The following is a 26708-nucleotide window of genomic DNA, read 5'->3' on the forward strand; positions in this document are numbered from 1 at the left end:
CGGTACACCCTCCCAGGGCCTGCGTAGTGGTTGAGATCACCTGCTCATTTGAGGAAGAACGCCGCCAATCGGCTCCAGCACTCGCTCTTCCCGGCGATTGCGTTGTCGCTGAAGAATGGTACGCAGCTTCTGAAGAGGCCGTCCAATGCGCTCGCGCTCATATTTCCGGAAGGTGCAATCGTTACGTCTTCAGGCACTATTCAGGGTAGAGGCGGGCGTAGGCCGCATCCGGCGGTCCATTCGACCTGCCCTGACTGGAGCATGCGATGCGACGCTGGACGTGTAGTGCACTTCTCATACTGGCCCTGATCGCCACCCCGGCTCTCGCCAAAACCCCACAGCATGAAGAGAATCTTTCTGTTCAAATGTGGCTGAACGACCTGTGGTCGAAGGCAAGTTCATGGTTGCTGCCGCAGGCGGATGTCGCGGCTTTGGAGAGTTCTCCGCCGAACGCCACTGAGGGCGACGGTGAGCCGGGCGGAGGAATGGATCCGATCGGCTAAGTTATCTCAAGGAGGAACACCGGCGTGGTTGCGAGCACGCCGGTGTCTTCGTGTGTCACAAATTGAGCGGTATCCTCACTCCTGCTTCCAGGAAAAGGAGAATGGAATGCCCGATATCCACATTACTTCGGCCGTCTTGCGTGCAGTTTCCAAGGGGCGCTTCGGCGAGGACGAATTGATTCAGATTGCAGTAGCCCATCTCCTGGAATTGTGCCCGACTTGCCGATCCGAGGTCGCCGCTTTCCGCGACGAGCCCGAGTCAACGGGCTGCAGCAATTCCGAGTTCGATCAGGTCTTCACCAACCTCGCAGCAAATGCCTCTGATCTCGACACCGCCCTGGAGGCAGAGCGGGAACGTGCTGATGCCGACTTCCGCGCACTCATCAAGCTCAAACCTGAGCAGCGCATCGCGCGAATGCAGCGAGCGACCCGGCGTTTCCGAAGCCCGTTCCTTGCCGAGCAGTTGATCGCCGAATGTCGCCATGCCCTCCCTGGAGCTTCGGACCTTGCCTTCGAGTACTCACAGCTTGCTCTCCAAGTAGCGCTTTCCCTGCCATCACCGCTTCACGAGGAGTACCGCGCTCTGGCGATGGCCCACAAAGGGAATGCACTGCGCGTCAGCGGCGACCTGCTTGCGGCCCGCGAGGTCATTGACCAAGCCCGGAACGTTGTTCGCGCAGAAGGAGTCGTCGACTCTCTGGTCCTAGCAGAGGTGGATTTGATGGAGGGTGGCCTGAATCGCGATCAAAGGCGCTTTAGCCAAAGCGAGGCCCTGCTGATTCGCTCGATAAAACTCTTCGAGGTCGGCGGCGACATTGTCCGCGCGGCAGCAGTTCTTCTGTCGCTGGGTGAGCTCTATCGCGATGCCGGAAGGCTCGACCAGGCGATTGAGGTTCTGGATCGTGCGGAGAAATGCCAAGAGCTGAGAGCCCGCCCACGGCTAGCGCTCTGCGCCTTGCACAACCGTCTCTTTTATCTCGCCGAAGCTGGCAAGTTCGCGGAAGCTCGCCAGGGCCTTTGCGATGGCTACCAGCGCTACCAAGAATTCCCCGATCACTGGACGCAGCTTCGCCTCTCGTGGCTCGAAGCGAAGATCGATGCGGGCCTGGGATATCTCGATCAAGCGGTGGAGAGCTTCCAAGCGACTCGGGACGGCTTCCTCCGTGACGGAAAGGGCTATGACGCCGCTCTCGTTTCCCTCGAACTCGCGACCGTCTTGCTGGAGATCGGCAGAACCCAAGAAGTGCGCCGAGTCGCCCACGAGATCGCCGCCGTTTTCGAGGCGCAAGACGTTCACCGCGAAGCCATGGCCGCTCTCGTCCTCTTCCAGCAGGCCGCCGAGGCCGAGGAGGTCACGAAGCAGTTTCTCGGCCAGTTCACTCGCTACCTGGAGCAGGCCCGGCGCGATCCGAGCTTGCGATTCCGCAAGCCGTCATAACCGAACAAGTCCGAAGGTTCACGAGACCGCTTTGCACAATGCGACGTTGTGCTTCACAACCGGTGCATCCTCCACTCTCGTGGTGACATTCCGACCCGCTTTAACCTACCTGGCGTGGGGAGAGTTCAATTGGTGCCCAGGGGCGGAATCGAACCACCGACACCACGATTTTCAGTCGTGTGCTCTACCAACTGAGCTACCTAGGCACTCGGAGCAGGCGCCCCGGAAGGGACAATTTCTACCAGTCGGCGGGAGTGGAGTCAAGACTTTCGGGGGTTTGGCGGTGGCGTGGGCCTCTGGGACTCGGGCAGGCTAGAATCGCCGCCATGACTTGGCGAAATGCGATGGTTGCGGGGGGAGTCCGCTGGTGGGGACCGGTGGCGGTGGTGTTCGCTTTCGCGGCGCCGGCCTTCGCCTGGACGCCGAAGACCCAGGTGGTGATCGCCAAGGAGGCGGCGCCTTTGGCGCCGTCGGACTTGGCAAGGCAGATCGAGAAGTACCCGAAACGCTTGGAGGAAGGGGTGCTGGCGCCCTTCGAAGACGGCGACGCGGCCCGTCACGTGAAGGATCCCGACGGCGGCGGGCGCCTCGATGCGGTGATCCACGCCGAGGTGGAGCACGCCATTGCGGCGATCGAGGCGCACGCTCCGTTCTCGGACATCGTCTACCAGCTCGGGCGGGTGATGCACTATGTGGCGGATGCCAATCAGCCGCTCAACGCTTCCGGCGCGGACCCCCAGGAGACGCGCTTTTTCGCCGATTTTGCACGCTATCTGGAGAGCGCTGAGCCGCGTTTGCCGGTGGTGTTTTACGGTCTGCGGCCGGAGCTGGAGGGCGCGGCGAATGTTTCGCCGCTGGTGGCGACAACGCTGGCCCGCAGCCGAGCGCTCTACCCGATGGTGAGCCGCGAATACCGGCGCATCGAGTTCGGGTCCGGCCGGCAGTTCTTCGACGACCGCTCAACGGCCTTCGGGGTGGCCTCCCTGGCCTTCAGCCACGCGGTGGACGATGCTGCCGCGGTGATGCGCTACATCTGGCTGCGGGCCGGCGGGATGGACTATCGCAAGGGCCTGCCGACGGTGGGAGATCGGGTGCTTCGATTGCCGCGGGCGACAGTGACGACGGCGGTTCCGCCCCCGGCTCCTCGGCCGGCGGAACCACCGGTGACCCAGCCGAAGGTGATCTTTCCGGCGACTGGCCCGTGAAAATGAGCCCTCCTTGTTTGGAGAACGTTCCAGTTGATGGCCGACCGGAGCTCCGACAGGGGGACCACCCGTGAAAATGAGCCCTCCTTGTTTGGAGAACGTTCCAGAGGTCCTGAACCCGACCCTCGGCTAGAGGAGAGACCCTATGTTTCCCGTGCGACGCGCGTTGATCTCCGTTTCGAACAAGCAGGGCCTGGCCGAGTTTGCCGCCGGCCTGCATCGCCTGGGGGTCGAGATCGTCTCGACCGGCGGCACGGCGGCGTTCCTCGAGGAGAACGAGATTCCGGTGACGCGGGTGGCCGAGGTCACCGGCTTTCCGGAGATCCTCGGCGGGCGGGTCAAGACCCTGCACCCGATGATCCACGGCGGCATTCTCGCCAACCGGGCGCGCTCGTCGGACGTCAAGGAGCTGTCCGAGCACGGCATCACGCCGATCGATCTGGTGGCGGTCAATCTCTACCCCTTCCGGCAGACGGCGGCGGCCGAGGGCGCGGCCTTCGAGGAGGTGATCGAGATGATCGACATCGGCGGCCCGTGCATGGTGCGGGCGGCGGCGAAGAATTTCCACGCCGTGGCGCCGGTGGTCGATCCGGAGGACTACCCGCAGGTGCTGGCCGCCCTCGAACAGTCGGAGACCGTGCCCGAGGCCCTACGCCGGCGCCTCGCCATCAAGGCCTTCCGCCACACCCAGGGCTACGACGCAGCGATCTCCGAGTGGATGGAACGGCAGGCAGAACCCTCCGATGACGAGGGGGAGTCGGAGGCCCTGGCGCCGGACCACCCGCGCTTCCCGTCGCATCTGTTCTTGGACACCAGCCGCGAGCTGGAGCCGCGCTACGGCGAGAATCCGCACCAGCGGGCGGCGGTCTACAAATCGCTCGGCGGCCCCGGCCTGCTCGGCGGCATGGACCAACTCCAGGGCAAGGACTTGTCCTACAACAATCTGCTCGACGCCGACGCCGCCCGCAAGATGGTGGCGCTCTTCGACGAGCCGACGGTGGCGATCCTCAAGCACAACAATCCCTGTGGCGTGGGCCGTGGAGACAACGCGGCCGAGGCTTACACCCGCGCCCTGGAGACGGATCCGGTCTCCGCCTTCGGCTCGATTGTGGCCCTCAACCGGCCGGCGAATGCGGAGCTGGCGGAGCGCATGGCGGATCTGTTCGTGGAGGTGGTGGTGGCGCCGGCCTTCGGCGAGGGCGCGCGGGAGGTCTTCGCGGCGAAGAAGAACCTACGGCTGCTGGTCTGCCCAGCCTACGCGCCCCACCCCACCGGCATCGAGCTGCGGTCGATCGACGGCGGCCTCCTCGCCCAGGCGCCGGACGGCCTGCCGGAGGATCTGGAAACCTGGACCACCGCCTCCACCCGCCTGCCGACGGACGACGAGCGAGCCGCCCTGGAGTTCGCCTGGAAGGTCTGCCGCTACGTGAAGTCGAACGCCATCGTGCTCACCGGCCGGGATCAGACCGTGGGCATCGGCGCCGGCCAGATGAGCCGGGTGGATTCCTGCCGCCTGGCGGTCGAAAAGGCACGCCTGCCGATCGAAGGATCGGTGGCGGCGTCGGACGCTTTCTTCCCGTTCCGCGATGGCCTCGACTTCCTCGCCGAGGCGGGGGTGAAGGCGGTGATCCAGCCCGGCGGCAGCAAGCGCGACGAAGAGGTGATGGCGGCGGCCGACGAGCACGACGTGGCGATGATCTTCACCGGCCGGCGCCACTTCAGGCACTAGCCTGCCTTTCTCACCGACAACCTGCTGCGAGGCCGTATGCCACTGAATCTGCTGCGTTATCCGCGGAACCTGCTTCTCGACGTACGGACAGTACGCCTTCGGCGCAGAACCCACGGATGCCTTGCATCTCCAGCGACCTACGACCTCTCGCTTGGGGTTGCCGGTGAGAAATCCAGGCTAGGGAAGATTCGCTCGCCTACAGGTCGATTCCCCCACCACCGTTTCCGGGTCCGCGGGCGCTCTGCGGGTTGTCGCAGGCGTTTTCATCGCTGAGGTCGGCATCCGGAGCGATGCAGCAGGCCTTGAGCACAAAGCCTTGAACTACCCACTCGACGCACTCGGCGAGGGACGGATCGCAGCCCAGGTAGTTTTCCGAAAAGAGCCATTCTCCTTCCGGCTCGTCCCAGGCCCCCGCGGCGGGAACCCAAACAGCGCTGGCCACCAAGATCCCCAACACCAGACATCCGATCCAACGCTTGTGGAAGTTGTGCATTGCTCTCTCCTTTTGGGTTGTTGAATAGGCTCTTTTCCACCTCGTGACTTCGAACGCGTTCGCCGAGCGCGCCCGCACTTGCTCCTGGAGAGTACGCGCCGGATCGGGCGTTTTCGGATCAGGCCGGGTCGCGGATGTCTGCCGCCACTTCCGCCGCTTCGGCGGTGCGTCCCTGCGCCTCATAGAGCCGCCGGAGGCGTTTCAAAGCGCTCTGGGTGTAGCCGTCTTCGAGGCCCCTACCTTCGCGGATCAGCGGCAGGCTCTGCTCGAGGAGATCCTCCGCCTCGCTGAACTCGCCTCTTTTTGTCAAGACTTCGCCCAGAGCGTTTTCGGCCCAAGCGATCAGGGTATTGCCCGGCGGTAGTTCCGGCCGCCAGTGCGCAAGTTCCCGCCGAAGCATCGCCTCGGCGTCCGCCACCCGGCCGCGCTGGGCCAGCAGACTGCCCAGCTCGGCTCGCAGCCGAAGGTGCTGAACGTGACCTTCCGGGAACAGGCCGATGGCCTCCCGCACCGCCGCTTCCGCCTCCGCCCACTGCCCCTTCTCGCGATGCAGTGAGGCCAAGTTGTTGAGGGACGGAGCGAGGTTCGGATGCCCTTCGCCCAGGAGCAGACGTTTCTGCGCCAGGGTGAGCTGTAGCAGGCCTTCCGCCTCTTCGAGCTTCCCCCGATCGAGCACCGTCGAGGCGAGGTTGCCGAGCGTCGAGGCGATCAGCGGGTGAGGTTCCTCGTAGATTCGCTGCCGGATCTCCAGAGCCTGCCGGTAGTGGGTCTCGGCCGCCGCCGAATCGCCGCGCCGATTATGGACGTGGGCCCGGTTGTGCAGGGCGCGGGCGGCTTCAGCGTGGTCGTTCGGCAGGAGTTTCCTCGCCAGCTCCAACGCTTCTTCGGCCATCGGTTCGCCGGCTTCGAAATCGCCTTCGGCGCACAGGCTGTAGACCAGGGCGTTGTAGGCCGCGACGCTGCCCTGGTGATCGAGGCCGATCGGACCCCGATAGAGCTGGACGGCCTGCCCGGCAAGATCCTTCGCCCGGGCGAAGTCTCCCTCCTCGACCCAGGCCTTGCCGAGATCGCTCAACGCCTGAGCGACTTCGATGCTCTCGCGGCCACGCTCCCGGCGCCATAAGTTCAATGCTTCTTCGAGGTGAGAGATCGCCCGATCGGACTCTCCCTGGGCGAGGAGAATGCGGCCGACGGTACCGTGCAATTGTGCACGAATTTCCGGTTCCGCCGCCAGTTCCTCGTCGATCAACCGATCTCCTCGGTCCAGAGCGTCGGCGACGGTCCATTCCTCCCCCCGGGCCGCCGCCGGGTTCGCCAAGGAGAGAATCCGTTCGGTGAAGGCGAGGACCCGGGCGGTCGCATCGCGTTGCCGGCTCACCCGGTCCCGCTCCTGACCGACCCGGAGGTTCTGCACCAGCAACAGACCGATGAGGACCAGCGCCAGGGCCGACGCCGCGGCACCCCCCACTACCGCTCGGCGGTGACGCCGGAGCAACTTGCGTACCCGGTAGGCGGCCCCGTGGGGCACGGCTTCGACGGGAAGTCCCTCCTGGAAGCGGCGGAGGTCTTCGGCGAACTGTTCGACGGAACGATAGCGACGTTGCGGCGCGACCTCCAGGGCCTTGAGGACGATCGCATCGAGATCCCCGGCGAATTCCTGCCGGAGCCGCGGCGCCTCGTCTCCCTCCGCCACGCGAGAACTCGGAGCGGGGATCTCCAAATCGAGCATCTGCTGCTCGACCTCCTGCGGGGAACCGCCTTCGATGCGGTAGGGCTGGCTGCCGGTCAACACTTTGAATAGCAACACACCCAAGGAATAGACGTCGCTCGCGGTGGTGATCGGTCCGCCCCGAAACTGCTCCGGGCTGGCGTAGCTCGGGGTCAGGACCCGCACCCAGGCGGCGGTGGCCTCACCCTCCCCGGCCGGCAACGCCCCGGCGTTGAGGATCTTGGCGATGCCGAAGTCGAGCAGTTTGGGGGTCCCCTCCACGGTGACCAGGATGTTCGACGGCTTGAGATCGCGATGGACAATCAGGTTCTGATGGGCGTAGTGCACCGCTTCGAGGATCTTGCGGAAGAGAACGATCCGCTCCCCTAGGGTGAGGCGCTGCTCTTCGCAGAACCGATCGAGGGGTCGCCCTTCGACCCGCTCCATGACCAGGTACGGCAAACCGCCATCCTCCGCGTCGCCCTCCGTCGTGCCGCCGTCGAACAGGCGGGCGATATGGGGGTGGTCGAGGTGAGCCAGGATCTTGCGCTCGGCTTCGAAGCGGCGCCGGGCCTCTTCGCTCTCCATTCCCTGGCGGATGACCTTGAGGGCGACTCGGCGGTCGAAGTCTTCTTCCCGGCGCGCCTCGTAGACGGTGCTCATGCCCCCCTGGCCGATCACCCGGATCAGCCGGTATGGCCCGACCCGGCGCTTTCCTGGAGCGCGAAGGGCGAGGGCCTGCGCCTCCCCTTCGCCGCGCGGATGCACCGGCTGCGCGAGGAAATCACCGGCCGATTCGTCCGCCACCAGCAGCAGGCGAACGGCATCGACGATCGGCCCGGCATCCCCGCAGGCATCGTCGCCGCGGGCCTCTTCCAAGAAGGATTCCCGCTCCTCCGCCGGCATCTCCAAGACCCGCTGAAAGAGTTCGTTGACCTGCCGCCAGTTCTTCATCGTCGATTCGGGAAGAGTTGCCACCGGCTCATCCGGCCTCCGCCGACCGCCCCCCAGTGAGGAAGAGATACAACCATGCCCGAGCGGCCCGCCAGCGGCGGGTGACGGTGGCCGGCGAAAGATCCATCACCTCGGCGATCTCCTCCTTGATCAGGCCCCCGAAGTACTTGAGCTCCACCAATCGCGCCAGCTCCGAATCGTGTTCTTCGAGGGTGCGCAGGGCCTCGTCCAGGGCCAGCAGATCCGACGACCGCTCGACCGAGAGATGTTCGATCCGATCGAGGGGAATCTTCTGGGCGTTGGCGCCGCGCTTGAGTTTGCTCTGGCGGCGGGCGTGGTCGACCAGGATGCGCCGCATCACCCAGCCGGCGACGGCGAAAAAGTGCACCTGGTCGCGCCACTCGACCCGATCCTGGCGCACCAGGCGCAGGAAGGCTTCGTTGACCAGCGCGGTGGTCTGGAGGGTGTGCTCTTTCCGCTCCCGGTTCATGAAGCTGCCGGCCAGCCGATGAAGGCGATCATGGACCACTTCCATCAACCGGTCGAGCACGCTGCGATCACCGCCGCTCCAGGCCACCAGCAGGTCGGTGATGTCGTCGCCATTGACAGGATTCATATACGCCGAATTTATCAGCCACCGGGAAACGCCTGACTCAGCGACCGGTTACGGAGAAACCGTTGATCAAGGGCATTGAGTAGCGAATCGAGGCGCGAGCCCGGAGGGCGAGCCTGCGAAGCCGTCTCGGTGGGCCCTGCTAGATGAAGCCGAGTTCGAGGCCTTTGAGCACCGCCCGGGTGCGGTCCCGAACGCCGAGCTTCGAGAGGATGCTGGAGAGGTGGTTCTTGACGGTGCCCTCGGCCACTCCCAGGGCCTCGGCGATCTCCCGGTTGCTGTAGCCGCCACACAGGAAGCGCAGGATCTCGACCTCGCGCTCGGTCAGGGGATCCGGCGGATCGAGGCTGGGGAACTCCCAACCGGCCTCGCCGGCGGTGCGGAAGATGCGCTCTGTCAGGGCCGGCTGGATCAGGGTGCCGCCGGCGGCGACGGTACGAATGGCCGCCGCCAACCGCTCCAGGGAGATGTCCTTCAACAAGAAGCCGCGGGCGCCGCGGCGGATGGCTTCGAGGGCTGCCGCGTCGTCGTCGAAGGTGGTGAGCACCAGCGTCGGCGGCAGCGCCTCGGCGGCACGCAGTTCGGCGAGCACCTCCAGGCCATCCTTGCCGGGCATGCGCAGATCGAGCAATACCGCGTCGGGACGCTGCCGCCGGATCACCTCCAGCGCTTCGTCGCCGTCACCCGCTTCGGCGATCACTTCGATGTCGTCGAGCAGGCCGAGGAGGGTGCGGATGCCCTCGCGCACCAGCGTCTGGTCGTCCACCAGGACGACCCGCAGGAGCGAGTCGCTCACAAACCTACCGGCAGCCAGGCGCGCAGGGTGAAGCCGCCGCCCGGCGGGGATTCCGTTGTAAGCCGGCCACCGAGCGGTTCAAGCCGCTCCCGCAGGCCGGCAAGGCCGTGGCCCGCGCGCCGGCGGTCGGCTGCCTTCGGAGCCGCGGCGCCGCGCCCGTCGTCCCGCACGGTGAGGGCCACGCCGCCATCAGCGCGCTCGACGGTCAGCCACACGTTCGCCGCCCGGCCGTGGCGCAGGGCGTTGGTCAGGCCTTCCTGGGCGCTGCGCAGCAGGGCGTGGGCCGGCTCGGGATCGTCGAACTGCAGGGCTTCCGGTACCTCACGGTGAATCGCCGGCCGGTCGATGCCCGCTCCCAACGCCTCGAGTGCCCGTGCGAGGTCGACCGCCGGTTCTTCGCGCAAGGCGCTGACTACCCGGCGGACATCGGAGAGGAGTTGCCGAGCCTGGATTTCGGCCTTGTCGATCTGGAGCTGGGCCGCGTCGCCTTCGCTGTGACGAGCCGCCTCCAGGTTCAACGTGAGGGCGGTCAAGCGATGGCCCATGACGTCGTGCAGCTCGCGGGAAATGCGCAGCCGCTCGGCGGAGCGAGTGGTGTCTTCCAACAGCCGGCGGGTGGCAAGGAGTTCGCCGTGGGCCCGGGCCAGCTCTTCTCGCCCGGTGCGCTCACGATCCGCCGTCAGTGCCGAATAGAGGGCAAAGAGCTGAAAGCCGCCAAAGGCGCCCACCAGCGTCAAGGTCTCCACCGGCGAGTAGCTACCCTGGGAGATCCAGCCGAAAATCGCCGTTTGCCCGGCCAACCAGAGGAGGGCGGCCGGCAGCGGCAGAATCTCGGCGGCAACGGCGGCCGCGATGACCAGCAGCACCCCGTGCAGGGAGTTGGGTACGGTGGCGCTAGCCGCCAGCGCCGAACCGGTCATCCCGACCAGCAGTAGTCGTTGAAACCACCGGCCCCGCCGATCGCACCACTTCGAGGTCATCAACGCGAAGGACCCCAGCACCATCGCGAACAGAAGACACCACAGTTGAAACCGCGGCCGGCCCAGCAGTTCCGGCCGGCGGATGAGGTCCACCCAGACCGGCGAGCCGGCTACGACACAGGTCAGTCCGCCCACCACCCGCAAGAGGCTGGAATGGGTCTCGTTTCGGTGCATGAACGGCAGTCTAGCCTGCCGGCTCCGACCGCCGGATGTGCCAAAGGTCATGGTGGACGACAGCGACTTCCGGCACATGCGCCCGGTCCACCCCGCTGCCTAGGCTGGTCTCCGTCGTCACCGGAGGGCTCTTGGCCCGCCGGCAACCGCCAACCGAAAGGAGACTTCACCATGCGCAAGACCGCTCTGTTGACCGTTGTCCTCGCCACCCTCTTCGTGGTCACGGACCTCGCTGCCCAGCCTCATCAAGTACCTCCCCTCGGAGACATCGCGGCCTCTCTGCCGCCGATCACCGGTACCGATGGCACCGTCGCCCTTCCCCTCGATGGCTCGCCGCCGTGGACCTGGCGACCGGTGCGCGACGGAGTGGAAGTCCAGTCCGCAGACGGTGCCCTGGAGGTGTCCTACCAGGTGCAAACCGGCCAACCGGCCGGCGCCGCGCTGGTCATTCCACCGGGAACCCTCAAAGACCTCGATCACCTTCAGGTCGCTCTTTCGGGAAACCGTAACGCCCAGCTCTCCATCACCCTGCGCGATGCGGAAGGCGCCGTCTTCTCCTTCCCAGCGGTACCGGTGCGGGTAGGCAAGGCCCGCCGGGCAGAGGTCTTCGCCGAAGACCTGACCTTTTTCGCGCCCCAGGCCGAAGTCCCCGATCCGGGGGCCTTCGATCCGGCCCGTACGGTGATGATCACCCTGCTCGACATCTCCGGCTTCATGGGCTCCGAGACGCCGCACGTGAGCTGGAAGGTGGAGAGCCTGCAGACGGTGACGCCGTGAGCCAACGGATCGAGATCCTCGCTGTGCTCCTGGTCGCCGCCTTGACCGGCTGGGGCTTGGCCGTTTCGGCGGACGAGGCGACCTCGGGAGACCGCTCGCCGCAGGCGCGTGCCGCCGAAGAGGAGTTCTTTGCGGTCTTCAACGGCGAGCCGCGCCGGCGGGAAGGGCCTCTTCGGAACCTGATGATCGCCTGGCTAGGAGATCGGCAGGACGGCCGCACGGCCCTGCTCCTCGGCCTCAATCACCTATGGCTCGCCGCCGAAGGCGACCGCACCAATCCGCGCCTCGTCGAGCACTTGCTGCTCTCCGAGCGGTTCTTGTCGCAGGCCCAAGAGCTGCTTCCGGAGGACGAGCGCATCGCCAGTTGGCTGCTGCCGGTGCGCTTGGCCCTGGCCGAAGACGTCGGCGAGCGCGAGTCGCTAATGGACGAACTGATGGCGGCCTACCGGCAGGACCCGAATTTTCATTCCTTCTCGGTGGCGCTACAGTCCTTCTCCGACAGACCCGGGACGCAGCCGTTCGAACGCGGACTCGCCGCGCTGCGCAGCGCCACCGGCGGCTGCAACGACGATCCCGGCGATGTCAGTTGCCTCAACCGACCTCGCTGGCCGCACAACCAGGAGGGCTATCTCACCTTCTTCGCCGACTACGAGTTGAAGGCGGGACACCCACAAAGAGCGCGCGAGCTGTTGCTGGCCACTCGCAGCGCAGAGTCCTTTTCCCGCTGGCCATTTCGCGACGAGGCAGAGGATCGGCTGGAGAATCTCGAACTCTACGCCGAGCTCTTCGCCAACGATGATCCGGGCGACGATCCACCGACCTTCTTCACCGGCGGCAGCCGCATCGGCTGCCAGGTATGCCATCTCGGAGCGAGCGATTGATCTGCCGGAAGCGTACGCCGGAACGCTGAAACGTGTTCTCCTTCTTCCACCTTCACCGGGTGAAGGCGAGTGGGTAGCGCCAGGCCGCCACGGCTACGTGATGGTGAAGATCGCCGATGGGCAAAACGGCGCGGCGACCGGCGAAGTCGAAGCCTCGTACTACGAGGGCATCGATCCGCGCCGGCCGCTCTACCGGTAGGTGCTCCGCTAGCAGGCTGCTGGCTAGGACTCGCGCCGGTCGGGGTCTTCGCCGTCCGGCGCGTCGCCGGCGGCATCCGGGTCGCCGGCCTCCGGATCGCCGGTCTCGGCACCGGCGTCGACCGGCTCCTCCATCTCCACCCAGGCCGGCTCCGGCTCCTCTACCGGCAGGTCTTCCTGCACCTCGGCCGGCGGCGGATCGGAGGCCGGAGCCGGGTCTTCTACCGCGCCAGCCGGGTCCGTCGGGGACGGTGCAGTCGGCGACGGCGAGATGGGCGACAGCGGCTCGAAGGGCGGCGGCACCGGTGGCGGGGTCAGGGACACCGCCTCCTCCCGCGGACCGGCGCCGAAGCGGGTCAGGATCACCGCCCCCAGGCCGACCAGCGCGGCGACGATCTGCACCAGCAGGCCGAAGAGGAAGAACATGATGTCGAAAAAGTAGAGCGGCCCACCGATCATGCCGAAGAAGGCGGCGACGATGCTCCACAGGTGAAGCCCGGCGATACCCACCAGGGCCAACCGGAAGCCGTTGCCGAATTTGCGGCCGAAGCGGTCGCCAATCTTGCGGCCGAGCACCCGGGCCGCCGCGGCGTAGCCGAAGAGCACCGCCACGGCGCCGACGAAGAAGACCACCGGGATCAACACCAGGAGCGGAATCCCGATCACCGAGATCACCAGGATCAGAGCCGCCACGAAGATCATCGGCAGGAAGAGGACCACCGTCAGCAGTCCCGCCAGGCCGGCGCGGGCGGTGTCGAAGCGGATCTTTTCCTCGATACGTTCCATCGGCCGGGCGAAGACGATGCCGATCAACCACACCAGCAGCGCCAGGAAGAACGCCCAGGCGATCTGTCCGAAGAAGGAACCGACGCGGCCGGAACGGCGCGACGCCGGCCGGTAGTCGTCATCTTCGATCTTGAAGGCGCTGCCGGCGAACAGGCGGCCCATGGAGACTTCCGAGACCACCCCACCGACCTCGGCGCCACCTTCGCGGTGTACTCGGCCGCCGACGCTGGTGACGTTGCCGGCCACCTGCGCCTCCGACCCCAAGTAGACGGAGCCGGCGACGGCCACCACTTCGCCGCCCACCTTGCCGTCGACGTGTGCCGAGCCACCGACGGCGAGGACGTCCTGTTCCACCTCGCCGTAGACCCGCACCGGACCACCGATCGCGACCGCTTCCTCAGCCTCTTCATCAGGTCCGACCTCGACGCTCTCGCCCAGGCTCACCCGCTGGCCGAGATCGACTCTCGGGGCTTGCTCCACCTGCACGCCGAAACCGCTGGGCCCGAGGGACACCTGCACATGCGGGCCGTCGTCTTCTTCGGATTCGGAGTCGCTGTCGCCCTTGGACTCGGAATCGGAGTCTTCGTCCGCCCGGGCGCTGACCGCCCCCACCACCGCTTCGCCGCCTTCCTGGCGCACCTCCAGGCGACGCGGCGCCGGTTCCGCCAAGCCCAGGGCGACACGGCGATCCGCCTCGCTCAGCTCGACAAGCCGGCGCACCTGCGGGGCGAAGTCGCCCAAGCGCCGGTCCAGAGCGTCGCCGGCCACCAGCTCGCCGTCCACCGCCACCTCGTCGCCGGTGATCTCGACGGTGCGAAACGGCGCCTCCGGCGAGCGCGGCCGCAGCAGCAGGCCGATCCGCGTGGGCAACACTTCGAAGGTCTCGGAAGCCTCCGCCGGCAGTCGAGCGGCCGTTTCCTGGCCGTAGAGCGCCGGACCGCCGAGAAGGGCGGCCAGCAACACACCGAGAACGATGGACCTTTCCCAGCGGGGCGAACGGGAGTTCAGCGAAACATCAGACGATTGTTCAAAGGGTCGAGGCCACATGGGACCAACTCCTCTCGTTTGCGATCAATACGGCCAGCTTACGCAAGGCGACAGCGGAGATCAGCATGGACAGCATCAGGGCGATAGCGATGGGCGGTGTTTCCAACAGCGCCGCGCCACCGGCGCCGACCCCGGAAGCGATCTGCCACAGATCGACCGCCTCGGCGGACCAGCGCGCCAACGACACCACCGCACCGGAGAACCCCTCCACCAACCCGGAGAGGGACGTCACGGAACCGACCACTCGAAGCACTGCGGGCAGAAAACCAGCGCCCAACCCCAAAAGCAAGAAACACGCCGCCAGCAGGGAGCGACCGCGCAAAGGCCTGGGCACCGGACTCGGAAGAGCGGCGAGAACGCGCTCGGCGAACTCCGCCGGCGGGGAGAGCATCGGCAATGCCGCGAACAGCCGGAAAAAAGCGGCATCGGCCGCTTCCGGACGCTCTGTCCCTTCGGCCTCCAGCCAGTCCGCCAGGGCCGACGCTTCCGCTCGTCGTGGGGTCGTCGATGGTTCTCGTCGGTTGCTCATCATGTCCTCCTCCGAGCCCTACGGGCCGCGACCGGTTGGAGTTTCGCCCGGAAGTCGATCAATCGAGAATTCCTTCCGCCGTCCAGCCGGCGCTTTCGAGATGCGCCTGCACCTCCTTGCGGGCCCGGTGGAGGTGGGTCTTGACGGTGCCGAGGGGCAAGCCGGTGATGTCGGCGATCTCTTGGTACGGCAGACCTTGCTGATACCGCAGCACCACAATCTCCCGGTATTCCGGGCGCAGGGTCGCCACCGCCGCTTCGAGAGCGGCCGCCAGATCGCCCCGCTGCACCCGGACTTCCGGCCCGCGGCGGCTGTCGTCCGCCAACACCCGAGCGAGATCCGGCTCGTCGTCCGGCGTCTCCAGGGCGACCAGCGACAAGCGCTTGCGGCGCATATGGTCGAGGGTCGTGTTGTGTGCGACTTTGAACAGCCAACTCGAGAATTTTCGCTGCGGATCGTAGCGGTCGAGTTTGCGGAAGGCCTTGATGAAGGCGTCCTGGGCCAGGTCCTCCGCGATCAGCGGATCGCGCACCATGCGAAAGATCAGGTTGAACACCGGTCGCTGGAAGCGCAACAGCAGTTGCCGGAAGGCCTCCTGGGAGCCCTGCCGTGCCGCCGAAGCCAGGGCGGCATCGGCGATCGCTGGATTCTGTTCGTTCACACCCGGGTCCGGCGACATTGTACTTCCGCCGACCTACGGCGGAGGCCTTTTCCGTTGGACTTCGATAGGCTGCCCCACGGTGGTACGAATCCCGATGTTTCAAGGAGGAAGAAAAATGCAGATCTCCCCGACCCGCAATCATCGTTGGTCGACGGCGGCGACCCTCGCCCTGCTGGCCCTGGTCCTGGTTCTCGTCCCGGCAACACCCGCTTTCGCCGGTAAGTTGGCCGGCGTCACCCTGCCCGACTCGGTCGAGGTGGGCGATCAGGAGATGGTCTTGAACGGCATGGCCTTGCGCTCCAAGCTGTTCATCAAGGTGTACGTGGCGGGCCTCTATCTGCCGGCGAAGACTGCGTCGCCGACGGCCGTCCTCTCCGCTGACGAGCCTCGGCGCCTCGACATGAACTTCCTGCGCAGCGTCGGCGCGGACTCGATCTGCGGCGCCTGGAGCGACGGCCTCGCCGCCAACACCCCGAACGCCTCCGCCGAGCTGAAAGGCCAGTTCGAGACCCTTTGTTCCTGGATGGAAGATGTCGACAAGGGCGAGAGCTTCTCCTTCACCTACCTTCCCGGCACCGGCACCACCGTCGAGGTCAAGGGCCAGAACAAAGGCACCCTCGCAGGCAAAGCCTTCGCCGACGCCCTCTTCGCCTGCTGGATCGGTCTGGAGCCAGGCCCCGGCGAGGGCTTCCGCGACGACCTCATGGGCGGCTGAACTGCGAGCAACCACCCTGCGCAGCCGAGCTGTGCCAGGAGCGATCTGCTACGACAGCAGATCGCATCCGAGCCCGAAGGGCTAGGCGCCCCCGGCGAGGCGGCGGCAGAGCCTCCGAGGATGAGGGTGAGCCGCCAAGAATGACACTTCTTGGAGCCGAGGGGGCGCCCAGCCCTCCTGAAAAAGTAGCCCATAAAAAAAGAGAGGAGCGCCTGTTGCGCTCCTCGTTGGGAGGGATGAGAGGAGGGTTACCTCCCCGTCGAGAAGAACAGTAGCACATGGAATAGCAACGTGTCAATATGGATAAATGGACTGAGGGTGATCCGCTGAAATCCCCTCTCCGGAGGTCGAGTTCGAAGCTGTGGACCACCCGCCAGGAAAGTCATAAAGCTCTAATCATCATTGGCTTACGCTCCCCCTACCAACTCCAGGCGAAAAAACCGAAGCGCCCAAAGCTCGTCCCCCGGCAGCGGGCCGGAGCAGCGGAAGATCACCTCGTTGCGGCCCTCTTCGGCCTGCAGCCGAACCTCTCCGGCCCACTTTTCACCCTGCTGGAGGTAGCGGCCCGGCAGCACCGGCCGGCCGTTGTGGAAGATCTGCACCGGCAGGTCGTTGAAACGGCTTTCCAGCTCGAACCGAAGCAGCGGCTGCGCTCCCGGTTCGCCGGCGAAGGCCAGCCGGGTCTCCGGTCCTTCGCCGCGGTGTTCATCCCGCACCCAGTCGTTCCACAAGCCTCGCAAGGCGATGGCGTGAGGAAGTGGAGCGAGAAGATCGACCGCGGCCGCTGGCTCCGGCGGCCGAAGCCGAGTGAAACCATCGGCCGCGAGGGCGTCGAGAATCCAGCCGGCCGCGGCGCGATGGCCGAATCCGTTGAGATGACGATCGGGTACGGCACTCGGGGGGTAAAAATAGTCGGTCGGCTGCATCGCCCGGGCGAGGATCTCTCGCCGCCCGGAGATCACCGTCAGGCCGAGGTCCGACGCGACCCTCTCCATCCGATCCGTACCGTAGCTCGGCAGCAGCTCCGCTCCCGTCGCACTCCGCGGCCACGGGCCGGGGGCGCTCTTGCGCGCCAACCAGCTCGCATCGAAGGTCTCGACAAAGGGCACGACCAAAACATAGAGCGGAACACCCTGGGCATCCAGCCGCCGGGCGATCTCGCCGACCAACCGCTCGGTCACCTGCCAGCCACGGCGCACCGCCGGCGGTTGGCGCGGGTCCGGCACCAGCGAATAGAGGTTGCTCTGGAATTCGAGGCCCGCGGCCTGAGCGTATTGCTCCCGCACCGAGCGACGCCGGGAATTCGGACGGCGAGAGGCGTTGGGCTCTTCGTCGAAAGCGACGATTCCATCCGCTCCGAATTCCTCCCGGCCACCCAACCAAGCGATTTCGACGGCTCCGAACAGGCGAGAGGCCTGGCGCAGGCGAGCCCGCGAGGGATCTGCCCAGGTCTTTCGCCAACGGTCTCCTTCGGGCACCAGATAGGGGCGGTGAAAGTCCTGACGGCCGCAGGTGTAGAGCTGCGCCAGGTTGTTGTTGCACACGTCGTTGAAGGGCAAGACCTGCAGCACCACCGCATCGGGTTGGTAGGACAAGGCCTCTTCCTCCAGCACCATCCACTGCTGGGCCGTGCCCCAACCGTCCACCCCGAAGTTCAGGATCTCCCACCGCTCCTCGGCACCGCCGCCGTCGAACCAGGCCTGCAGGCGGCCGGCGAAGGTGTGGGCATAGGGATAGGCGGTGCCGGCGGAGATCGAGTCGCCGAGGATCACCAACCGGCGTACCCCGGGCGCCTTGGCCCGCGCCACCGGCGGTTTGCGGAAACCGTCTCTCCCGACGCCGTCGATACGGCCTTCGGCGAAGCAGCCCGGCGGACCGCAGGAATAGCCCGGCTCAAAGGTCCACCCGAAGCGCCCGTCCCAGCGCAGGCGCGGATTGGGATTGAGATCGAAACCCGTCGTGCGCAGGGCCACCTCGGCCACCAGCAGCGCCGCCAGCAAACCGACCGTCACCACCGCAAGGCGCAGCCCAAGAGTCTTCATGGGTTGATCCCGCGCAACCTACAGCAGCGTGACCGCAATCACCGCTCCCAGCGCCAAGCGATAGGCCACGAACAGCGACAGGTTCTGGCGCTCCAGCCAGGCGAGAAGCCATCCGATGGTGGCGTAGGCGGCGAGGCCGGCGACGAGAAATCCGACCGCCAGCGGCAGCGGTTCGCCGCCGGGCATCTCGCCGCGCAGCAGTTGGTAGGCGTCCCAACCGGCGGCCAACAGGCCCACCGGAATGGCGAGCAGGAAGGAAAAACGCGCCGCCGCCGGGCGCCGTAGCCCGACAAGGAGGGCGACGGTGATGGTGATTCCCGAGCGAGAGGTACCGGGAATCAGGGCGATGGCCTGCGCCAGACCGATCCAGGCCGCATCGGACACCCGCAGCGACGCGAAATCCCGCTGCCGGGCGCCGAACCGATCCGCCAACCCGAGGAGCAGCCCGAAGATCACCGTGGTCAACAGGATCACCCAGGCGTTGCGCGCCACGGTGGCCACCGCATCGCCCCACATCCAACCCGCCACCGCCACCGGCAGGGTGCCCACAATCCAGGCGGCGACGAAGCGGTGAACGGGAATACCGTCGATCTCCCTGGGACCGACCGCCTCGTCCTTCGCCGACCACAGCGCGGCGAACACCTGTTGCAGGTCGCGCCGGAAGTAGAGCATCACCGCCGCCAGGGTGCCGGTGTTGGTGGCAATGTCGAAGAGCAGCCCCTGGTCCTCCCACCCCAAGAACAGGGGCACCAGGATGAGATGAGCCGAAGAGCTGATCGGTAGGAACTCGGTGAGGCCCTGGACGAGGGCCAAGACGATGGCTTGGAAGAAGGACATGCGGGGATATACTACGGCTTCAAGCACCAGATCGGCGTAGGCAGTATCTGACGCTCCGATCCCAAACCGCTCGGAGGTCCCCAATCCCATGCGCACCATGATCGTGACCGGCGGCGCCGGCTTCATTGGCTCGAACTTCGTCCGCCGGGTGCTCGACCGCACCGACTGGCGAGTGGTCGTGTTCGACGACCTCACCTATGCCGGCAATCTCGCCAACCTGACCGCCTGTGAAGGCGACGCCCGCTACGCCTTCGTCAAGGGCGACATCGCCGAGCGCGAAGCGGTGCGCCGGCTCCTCACCGAGCACTCACCGCAAGCGATCGTCAACTTCGCCGCCGAGAGTCACGTCGACCGCTCGATCGACGACGCCAGCGCCTTCATCCGCACCAACATCGTCGGCGCCTTCGAGCTGCTGGAAGCCACCCGCCGCCACCTGGCCGATGCCGGCGACGCGGAGAGCTTCCGCTTCCTGCACGTTTCGACGGACGAGGTGTACGGCAGCCTGGGGCCGACGGGTCTGTTCCACGAAACCACCGCCTACGCCCCGAACTCGCCCTACGCCGCCTCCAAGGCCTCGGCCGATCACCTGGTGCGGGCCTACCACGAGACCCACGGCCTGCCGGCGCTGATCACCAATTGCTCGAACAACTACGGCCCCTTCCAGTTCCCGGAGAAGCTCGTCCCACTGATGATCTTGAATGCCCTCGAAGGCAAGGCGCTGCCGATCTACGGCGACGGCCTCAACGTGCGCGACTGGATCTACGTGGACGACCACTGCGACGGCGTGCTGGCGGCCCTCGAAGGCGGGCGGCCCGGCGAGAAGTACAACCTCGGCGGGCGCAGCGAGCGCACCAACCTGGAGATCGTGGACGGCCTGTGCGCCGCCCTCGAAGAACACCGGCCGGCGGCGGAGAACGCGGCCCTGCGCGCCGCCGGGGTGGCGGCCTACATCGACCTCAAGACCTTCGTTACGGACCGTCCCGGCCACGACCGGCGCTACGCCATCGACGACACCAAGGCGCGCGAAGAACTCGGCTGGGCGCCGGCCTACGATCTCGCCCGGGGCCTCGACGCGACGGTGCGCTGGTATCTGGACCATCGGGACTGGTGCGAGAACGTGCAGTCCGGCAACTACCGGCGAGAGCGCCTAGGCACCGCCGGCCAGGGGACCATGTGATGAAAGTCCACACCACTCCCCTCGAAGGCGTGCTCCTCTTCGAGCCCCTGGTGCACGGCGACGAGCGCGGCTTCTTCCTGGAGACCTACCACCGCGACAAGTACGCCGCCGCCGGCCTAGCGGCGGCCTTCGTGCAGGACAACCATTCAAAGTCCGGCCCCCACATCCTGCGCGGCCTGCACGCCCAGCGGTGCTTCCCCCAGGGCAAGCTGGTGCGCGCCGTCGAGGGCGAAGTCTTCGATGTGGCGGTGGACATCCGCCGCGACTCCCCCACCTTCGCCCAGTGGTACGGCGCCACCCTGTCGGACTCGAACTTCCGCCAGCTCTACATTCCGCCGGGGTTCGCGCACGGTTTCTGCGTCGTCTCGCCATCGGCCCAGGTGGAGTACAAGTGCACCGAGCTGTACCGCGCCGACGACGAGATCGGCATCCGCTGGGACGACCCGGACATCGCCATCGACTGGCCGATCGAGCATCCGGTGCTCTCCGCCAAGGACCGCGACGCCCCCACCCTCGCCGAGTGGCTGGATCGCCTGCCGGTCTACCCTGACGCCGCCGCGGACCCATGACCTCAGCGGACTTCGCGACGGCGGACCTCGACCAGCTCGCCGCCCTTGGGATCTCCCGTTCGGAAGCGGAACGGCAGCTCGCTCAGCTACGCCATCCGCCGTCGCCGATCCGGCTGGACCGCCCGTGCCGCCTGGATGACGGCATCGCGCGCCTGCCGGAGGGGGACGCCGTCATCATCGCCGCCGCCGAGGAGGCCATCGCCGCCGGCCGCGTCTCCAAGATGGTGCCGGCCTCAGGTGCCGCCAGCCGGATGTTCAAGGCCCTCCAAGCATTGCGCGATGGTGGCGAGGCAACCGCCGAAACGGACCGCTTCTTCGACCGCCTGGACGACCTGCCCTTCGCCGAGGAGTTGCGCCAAGCCACCGGCGGGGATGACCGGGCGCACCTCCTCGAAGCCCTCCTTGCCGCCGATGGATTGGCCCTCGCCGCGCGACCCAAGGCGCTGATCCCCTTCCACCGGGACGGCGACGGACAGCGAACCGCCTTTGAGGAGCACCTGGTCGAGAGCACCCGCTATACCCGCGACGCCGCCGGCCGCTGCCGTCTCCACTTCACCGTTCAGGCGAACCATCAGCCCGCCTTCGCAGACCACCTGGCGGCGATCCGCCCCCGGATTGAGCAGAGCGGAACCACCCTCGACGTCTCCTTCTCTCACCAGCATCCGTCGACGGACACCCTCGCCCTCGACCCGGCTTCCGGCAGGGCCTTCCGCCGGCAGGACGGCCGCCTCCTCCTTCGCCCCGGCGGCCACGGCGCGCTGATCGAAAATCTGGCGGAACTCGCCGGCAACCTGGTAGTGATCAAGAACATCGACAACGTGCTGCCGGGCGAAACCGGCCGAGCGGCCGGCGAGGTCAAGACCCTCCTGATCGGCCGTGCCGCCCACCTCCAGCGCCGGGTATTCCAGGCCCTGGAAGCCCTGGAGCGTGGTGAGAACACGGCCCTCGAAAGGGCCCTGGACCTGCTCACCGGCGCCTTCGGTCGGAAGCTGCCGGAGGCGTTCGAATCCCTCGCAACGGAGGAGCAACGCCAGGCACTGATCGACCGGCTCGACCGTCCGCTACGAGTCACCGGCGTGGTTCAGAACACCGGCGAACCCGGCGGCGGGCCGTACTGGGTGGTGGACTCGGACGGCGGCCAGTCCGTCCAGCTCGTCGAGGCCTCGCAGATCGCGCCGGAGCAGAAGCACCTGATGACCGAAGCCACCCACTTCAACCCGGTGGATCTGGTTTGCGCGGTGCGCGACCGCAAAGGAAGGCCCTACGACCTCTCCGGCTATATCGATCCCGCCACCGCCTTCGTGGCCGACAAATCCCACGCCGGCCGCCCCTTGCGCGCCCTCGAACGCCCCGGCCTGTGGAACGGCGCCATGGCCGGCTGGAACACCGCCTTCGTGGAAGTGCCGAACTGGACCTTCGCGCCGGTCAAGACGGTGATGGACCTGCTGCGGCTGGAGCATCAGGGACCCTAGATCCACCAGGATCCCCGGTCGTCGGGACGGTAGAGGCGCTCCCCGGGGCCGGGCGAGCCTGAACGGACTTTGACGAGTAGGGCTCGCCCTGCGCAGCACGAGCGCAAACCGCCGGTGGCCTCCCCCTATCCCTCCAAGCGCTCGTGCTGAGCCCCCGGATGAGCGACTCCACCGTCCCGACGACCACACCGAATTGCTACCACTGCCTTCCGCCCCAAGCTTAGGATCAGCCCTGACCTGAACATCAAGCTCGGCTACCTCACGTGACGATCAAGTTCCCGCACATAGTCAACCCTGCCGTCCATGGGAAACTTGTTGAAAATCCACCTGATCTCTCTAATGGGTCCGTTCTTGAACCAAGTTCGCCGGCTACGCCACGGCTGCCCGCGCCATCGCTCTTTGTAGGTAATTTCTATAAAGGGAGAACCGGCCCCAGGAAAGACCCTGAACTCTAGATTTAGCCCCAAGAATATTGCTCCAATGAGAAGATCAATATTCCTAGGAGGATTCTTGGAAGGGCCTCTCCAAAGTCTAAGCAGCTTTCTTGAGTCGCTCCATTCTTCGATCCTCCAAGGATATCTTCCGCCTGAAGTCCCTCGCGTCTCGAATTCAATCGCCTTTCCATCGGGATCTAAAGAGACGGGTTCAAAGTCAGAGTAAGAGGGGTGCCAAGAGGTGTACCTTTTCAGGAACGGCGCCGTCAAAATGGTCCAGGCTTTGTCGGCTTGCTCCGGGCCACCCTTGAGAAGGAAGCGACCCTCACCCTCCACTGCTACGACGCCATCTTGGCCTACTCCTTGATCGCCGGCACCTCCCCCGTCCTTCCTAAGGAACATCGCCACTACGGCCCCAAGCACACCGCAGAGAGTAACGATGGGCTCATAGTGCCCACCAGGATCAAGGACCCAAAGTACCCCAAATACCACGGCCACAAGAATTGACAACCACTCGAAAACTCTGAGAACTATGGACGGCATCTAGTCAGTCTCCCGCGAGTTTTGTTGACCAGCACAACCTGGTCACCGAGGGGGTTGCAAATCGACAACATCCGCAATTTTTCCCAAACAAACCAACTGAGACTGTACCTCGCTTGAGCACTGTAGGCGAGTAGGTTGAGGCCCGAGTACACGGAGGTGGCGGCTGGTGCGGGGTCGAGGGGGAGCTCACCGCGAGCGCTCGCACTAGTCGTTGGAGGCCATCGCCGGCTTGCGCTCGCGGTGCGCAGGGCGAGCCCATTCAGTGAAAAGTTAGAGCAGGCTCGCCCGGTCCCCAGCGACCCCGCACCAGCCGCCACCGGCCGCACACAAAGAAACGCCGGCCCCGAGACCCCGGAGCCGGCGTTGAAAGACTGAACGGTTGAGCGACTAGCTGTCGTAGTACAGCTCGAACTCGTACGGGTGGGGGCGGAGCCGTAGGGGATCGACCTCGTGCTCGCGCTTGTAGCGGATCCAGGTTTCCACCACGTCTTCCGTGAACACATCTCCGGCGAGCAGGAATTCGTGATCCTTCTCCAGCGCGTTGAGAGACTGCTCCAGGCTCTCCGGCGTCTTGTTGAAGGCCGACAGCTCGTCCGCCGTCATCTCGTAGATATCGCGGTCGAGGGGATCGCCCGGATCGATCTCGTTCTGGATACCGTCGAGGGTCGCCATCAACAACGCCGTGAAGAGCAGATACCCATTGGCGGTGGGATCCGGGCAGCGGAACTCGAAGCGCTTCGCCTTGGCGCTCTTGTTGTACATCGGGATGCGCACCGCCGCCGAGCGGTTGCGGGCAGACATCACCAAGTTCACCGGCGCCTCGAATCCCGGCACCAAGCGGCGGTAGGAATTCGAAGTGGGCGCCGCGAAGGCGAGGATCGCTTCGGCGTGCTTCAACACGCCGCCGATGCCGTGGAGCGCCATCTGCGACAACCCGGCATACTCCTTGCCGGCAAACAGCGGCTTGCCCTTTTTCCACAGCGAAAGGTGTGTATGCATGCCGCTACCGTTGTCCTCGAAGATCGGCTTGGGCATGAAGGTCACCGTCTTGCCGGCGTTCTTGGCGACGTTCTTGATGACGTACTTGAACCACATCATCTGATCCGCCATCTCCAGGAGCGGCAGCGCCTTCATGTCGATCTCACTCTGACCGGCGGTGCCCACCTCGTGATGGTGCGCCTCCACCTGGATACCGAGATCGCGCATCGCGTAGACCATTTCGCCGCGCAGATCGTGGTACGTATCCGTCGGGCTTACCGGAAAGTAGCCGCCCTTGAAGGAGGGCTTGTATCCCAGGTTCGGCTCCTCGATGCGGGCGGTGTTCCAGGCGCCCTCGACCGAGTCGATCTGATACATGCCGAGATGCTGCGACTGCTGGTAACGAACCTCGTCGAAGATGAAGAACTCCGGCTCCGGCCCGATCCAGCAGGTGTCGGCGATCTTCGTCTTTTTCAAATAGTCGAGGCCCTTGCGAGCGACATAGCGGGGGTCGCGGGTATAGGCCTCGCCGGTGATCGGATCGACAATGTTGGCGAGCACCGAGAGCGTCGGCCGCTCGAAGAACGGATCGATCTTGGCGCTCTCGGCAATCGGCACCGCCAGCATGTCCGACACGTCGATCGCCTGCCAACCGCGGATCGACGAGCCGTCGAAGCCCACCCCGTCAACGAAGGTCTTCTCGTCCCAGACATCCACCGGGAACGAACAGTGCTGCCAGGTGCCGAGGAAGTCCGTGAACTTCAAATCCACCATCTCGGCGCCCTTTTTCTTGGCCAGTTCAAAAAAAGCTTTCGCGCTCATGCCCCTCTCCTGTGTTGTCGGTCGTCTTTCAAATCGTGACTAGAAAAGTCGATGGAATCTGCTTCGCAAACATGGCTCCGCGAATCGGTGCCTCAGGTGGTCGCCAGGTAGCGCTCGATCTCCCAGGGGTGGACGTGGGAGATGTACTCGCTCCACTCCTGCCGCTTGGCGGCGATGAATTGTCCGTGAATGTGCTCCCCTAGGGCCTCGCGGATCACCGCGTTCTTGTCCAGGGCGTCGAGGGCGTCGGAGAGATTGACCGGCAGCGTATCGATCTTGAGCCGGCGCTTCTCCCGATGGCTCATGGTGAAGATGTTCTTGTTCACCGGCGGCCCCGGATCCAGCTCCTCGGCAATTCCGTCGAGGCCCGCCGCCAGCATCACCGTCAACGCCAGGTAGGGATTCGCCGACGGATCCGGCGAGCGAACCTCGCAGCGGGTCGACGGCCCGCGCCGCGCCGGCACTCGCACCAGCGGACTGCGGTTGCGCTCCGACCAGGCGATGTTGACCGGCGCCTCGAAGCCCGGGACCAGCCGTTTGTAGGAGTTGACCAGCGGGTTGGTGATCGCCACCAGCGCCGGCGCGTGGCGCAGGATGCCAGCAATATAGCCGCGCGCCAACGCCGAAAGCTGTCCCTCGGCCTCGGCATCGAAGAACAGGTTCTCGCCCTTCGGACCCAGCAGGCTCTGGTGGGTGTGCATGCCGGAGCCGTTGACCCCGAAAATCGGTTTCGCCATAAAGGTGGCGTGCAGATCGTGATCGAGGGCCACCTTCTTGACCACGAAGCGGAAGGTGGCGATGCGGTCGGCGCAGGTCACCGCGTCGGCCTGGCGTAGCGCAATCTCGTGCTGCCCCGGCGCGACCTCGTGGTGCGCCGCTTCGATCTCGAAGCCCATGGCCTCCAGTTCCACCACGATCGCCCGGCGGCACTGCTCGCCGCGGTCCACCGGCGTCAGGTCGAAGTAGCCACCGACGTCGTGGGTTTCGACCAGAGTGCGCCCCTCGGCATCCTTGCGGAACAGGAAGAACTCCAGCTCCGGCCCAAAGGCAGTGGCAAATCCCATCTCCTCGGCGCGCGCCAGCTGCCGCTTGAGGGTGTGCCGTGGGCATCCCTCGAAGGGCCTACCGTTCGGCTGGTGGACGTCGCACAGCACCCGCGCCACCCGCGAGCCGTCGCCACTCTCCCAGGGATTGATCTCGAAGGTGGCGAGATCCGGCACCAACAGCATGTCCGACTCTTCCAGACGGGTGAAACCGAGGATCGACGAACCGTCGAAGGTGATCTCACCGTCGAACGCCTTCTCGAACTGGCTGCGCGGCACCTCGACGTTCTTCAGGGTCCCCATCAGGTCCGTGAACTGCAGCCGCAGAAAGCGCACGGCCTCGGACTCGCAACATTTGAGAAGGTCTTTTTCGGTCATGATGAAGATATCGGCGATGCGCAGAATGCACTCTATTTATCGATCAATCTGCGGATTCTAGGTTCGAATTGCGAGAAAAACAAGACCAAAACTGCATTTTGACCAAATTTTTCTAATCAATGTGCATTTACGACAAGCGAAGCCGCTTCTCGAGCCGGACCGCGATGGCACCCGAATCGGTCCATCGGCGGCGAGAAATGCGCCAATCCGGAGCCGACCATCGGCC

Annotated in this window: 23 protein-coding genes and 1 tRNA gene; 10 read left to right on the plus strand and 14 right to left on the minus strand. The window is 65.7% G+C overall.

The features are described 5' to 3' along the window. The first annotated feature begins 266 nt into the window (after window positions 1-266). Both AAF481_00810 and AAF481_00815 read left to right on the plus strand, forming a co-directional pair. The gene (locus AAF481_00810) at window positions 267-503 is read left to right on the plus strand and encodes a hypothetical protein (protein MEM7479686.1); all 237 of its coding nucleotides are present in this window, start codon (window positions 267-269) and stop codon (window positions 501-503) included. Window positions 504-609: 106 nt separating this feature from the next. Further along, the gene (locus AAF481_00815; protein MEM7479687.1) at window positions 610-1941 is read left to right on the plus strand and encodes a hypothetical protein; all 1332 of its coding nucleotides are present in this window, start codon (window positions 610-612) and stop codon (window positions 1939-1941) included. 130 nt (window positions 1942-2071) lie between these two features. Here the strand turns inward: AAF481_00815 and AAF481_00820 are convergent. Next, window positions 2072-2147, minus strand: a tRNA-Phe gene (locus AAF481_00820). A 120-nt stretch (window positions 2148-2267) separates the two neighbouring features. On the opposite strand from AAF481_00820, the gene AAF481_00825 reads away from it, so the two are divergent. Both AAF481_00825 and purH read left to right on the plus strand, forming a co-directional pair. Further along, the gene (locus AAF481_00825; protein ID MEM7479688.1) at window positions 2268-3146 is read left to right on the plus strand and encodes a hypothetical protein; all 879 of its coding nucleotides are present in this window, start codon (window positions 2268-2270) and stop codon (window positions 3144-3146) included. 145 nt (window positions 3147-3291) lie between these two features. Next, complete coding sequence (purH, locus tag AAF481_00830) at window positions 3292-4875, plus strand: bifunctional phosphoribosylaminoimidazolecarboxamide formyltransferase/IMP cyclohydrolase (GenBank protein ID MEM7479689.1); 1584 nt, start codon at window positions 3292-3294, stop codon at window positions 4873-4875. Between the two features lie 196 nt (window positions 4876-5071). Here purH and AAF481_00835 read toward each other — a convergent pair whose 3' ends face one another. From AAF481_00835 to AAF481_00855, 5 genes are all read right to left on the minus strand, one after another. Beyond that, the gene (locus AAF481_00835) at window positions 5072-5368 is read right to left on the minus strand and encodes a hypothetical protein (protein MEM7479690.1); all 297 of its coding nucleotides are present in this window, start codon (window positions 5366-5368) and stop codon (window positions 5072-5074) included. A 118-nt stretch (window positions 5369-5486) separates the two neighbouring features. After that, window positions 5487-8054 carry a serine/threonine-protein kinase gene (locus AAF481_00840; protein ID MEM7479691.1) on the minus strand — a complete coding sequence of 856 codons (2568 nt, stop codon included), beginning with the start codon at window positions 8052-8054 and terminating at the stop codon, window positions 5487-5489. Window positions 8055-8058: 4 nt separating this feature from the next. Next, window positions 8059-8646, minus strand: a complete 588-nt coding sequence (locus AAF481_00845; GenBank protein MEM7479692.1) for an ECF-type sigma factor — start codon at window positions 8644-8646, stop codon at window positions 8059-8061. A gap of 139 nt (window positions 8647-8785) precedes the next feature. Beyond that, window positions 8786-9439, minus strand: a complete 654-nt coding sequence (locus tag AAF481_00850) for a response regulator transcription factor (GenBank protein MEM7479693.1) — start codon at window positions 9437-9439, stop codon at window positions 8786-8788. Continuing rightward, the gene (locus tag AAF481_00855) at window positions 9436-10593 is read right to left on the minus strand and encodes a sensor histidine kinase (protein ID MEM7479694.1); all 1158 of its coding nucleotides are present in this window, start codon (window positions 10591-10593) and stop codon (window positions 9436-9438) included. Before AAF481_00855 ends, AAF481_00850 begins: the two co-directional genes overlap by 4 nt. Before the next feature lie 171 nt (window positions 10594-10764). Between AAF481_00855 and AAF481_00860 the strand changes: the two genes are divergently transcribed. Continuing rightward, complete coding sequence (locus AAF481_00860; protein ID MEM7479695.1) at window positions 10765-11370, plus strand: hypothetical protein; 606 nt, start codon at window positions 10765-10767, stop codon at window positions 11368-11370. Next, complete coding sequence (locus AAF481_00865) at window positions 11367-12251, plus strand: hypothetical protein (GenBank protein MEM7479696.1); 885 nt, start codon at window positions 11367-11369, stop codon at window positions 12249-12251. The genes AAF481_00860 and AAF481_00865 overlap by 4 nt, the downstream gene beginning before the upstream one ends. Window positions 12252-12473: 222 nt before the next feature. Here the strand turns inward: AAF481_00865 and AAF481_00870 are convergent, their stop codons facing one another. Genes AAF481_00870 through AAF481_00880 form a run of 3 tightly spaced genes read right to left on the minus strand, consistent with a single transcriptional unit; the run spans window position 12474 to window position 15472 of the window. After that, window positions 12474-14282, minus strand: coding sequence for a hypothetical protein (locus tag AAF481_00870; GenBank protein MEM7479697.1), 1809 nt, complete (start codon window positions 14280-14282; stop codon window positions 12474-12476). Further along, complete coding sequence (locus AAF481_00875) at window positions 14263-14811, minus strand: hypothetical protein (GenBank protein ID MEM7479698.1); 549 nt, start codon at window positions 14809-14811, stop codon at window positions 14263-14265. The genes AAF481_00870 and AAF481_00875 overlap by 20 nt, the downstream gene beginning before the upstream one ends. 58 nt (window positions 14812-14869) lie before the next feature. Continuing rightward, a complete protein-coding gene (locus AAF481_00880; GenBank protein MEM7479699.1) occupies window positions 14870-15472 on the minus strand; it encodes a sigma-70 family RNA polymerase sigma factor in 603 nt (200 codons plus the stop codon). 115 nt (window positions 15473-15587) lie between these two features. On the opposite strand from AAF481_00880, the gene AAF481_00885 reads away from it, so the two are divergent. Further along, window positions 15588-16187, plus strand: a complete 600-nt coding sequence (locus AAF481_00885) for a chalcone isomerase family protein (GenBank protein MEM7479700.1) — start codon at window positions 15588-15590, stop codon at window positions 16185-16187. Between the two features lie 407 nt (window positions 16188-16594). Here the strand turns inward: AAF481_00885 and AAF481_00890 are convergent, their stop codons facing one another. After that, window positions 16595-18229: an SGNH/GDSL hydrolase family protein gene (locus AAF481_00890; GenBank protein ID MEM7479701.1), complete on the minus strand. Its 1635-nt coding sequence runs from the start codon at window positions 18227-18229 to the stop codon at window positions 16595-16597. 18 nt (window positions 18230-18247) lie between these two features. Continuing rightward, window positions 18248-19066, minus strand: a complete 819-nt coding sequence (locus AAF481_00895; GenBank protein MEM7479702.1) for an undecaprenyl-diphosphate phosphatase — start codon at window positions 19064-19066, stop codon at window positions 18248-18250. A gap of 88 nt (window positions 19067-19154) precedes the next feature. Between AAF481_00895 and rfbB the strand changes: the two genes are divergently transcribed. The 3 genes from rfbB to AAF481_00910 are packed head-to-tail and all read left to right on the plus strand — an operon-like array spanning window position 19155 to window position 22284. Continuing rightward, entirely contained in the window at window positions 19155-20243 is a 1089-nt protein-coding gene (gene rfbB, locus AAF481_00900) for a dTDP-glucose 4,6-dehydratase (protein ID MEM7479703.1), read from the plus strand. Continuing rightward, entirely contained in the window at window positions 20243-20812 is a 570-nt protein-coding gene (gene rfbC, locus AAF481_00905) for a dTDP-4-dehydrorhamnose 3,5-epimerase (protein MEM7479704.1), read from the plus strand. Before rfbB ends, rfbC begins: the two co-directional genes overlap by 1 nt. Continuing rightward, a complete protein-coding gene (locus tag AAF481_00910) occupies window positions 20809-22284 on the plus strand; it encodes a DUF4301 family protein (GenBank protein ID MEM7479705.1) in 1476 nt (491 codons plus the stop codon). The genes rfbC and AAF481_00910 overlap by 4 nt, the downstream gene beginning before the upstream one ends. A gap of 254 nt (window positions 22285-22538) precedes the next feature. Here the strand turns inward: AAF481_00910 and AAF481_00915 are convergent, their stop codons facing one another. The 3 genes from AAF481_00915 to glnA (AAF481_00925) form a co-directional block, all read right to left on the minus strand. After that, window positions 22539-23261 carry a hypothetical protein gene (locus tag AAF481_00915; GenBank protein MEM7479706.1) on the minus strand — a complete coding sequence of 241 codons (723 nt, stop codon included), beginning with the start codon at window positions 23259-23261 and terminating at the stop codon, window positions 22539-22541. Between the two features lie 387 nt (window positions 23262-23648). Next, a complete protein-coding gene (glnA, locus tag AAF481_00920; protein ID MEM7479707.1) occupies window positions 23649-25061 on the minus strand; it encodes a type I glutamate--ammonia ligase in 1413 nt (470 codons plus the stop codon). 92 nt (window positions 25062-25153) lie between these two features. Continuing rightward, complete coding sequence (gene glnA, locus AAF481_00925; protein MEM7479708.1) at window positions 25154-26482, minus strand: type I glutamate--ammonia ligase; 1329 nt, start codon at window positions 26480-26482, stop codon at window positions 25154-25156. Between the last annotated feature and the right edge of the window lie 226 nt (window positions 26483-26708).

This window comes from Acidobacteriota bacterium (genome assembly GCA_039030395.1).
In the GTDB taxonomy this organism is placed as follows: Bacteria; Acidobacteriota; Thermoanaerobaculia; order Multivoradales; family JBCCEF01; genus JBCCEF01.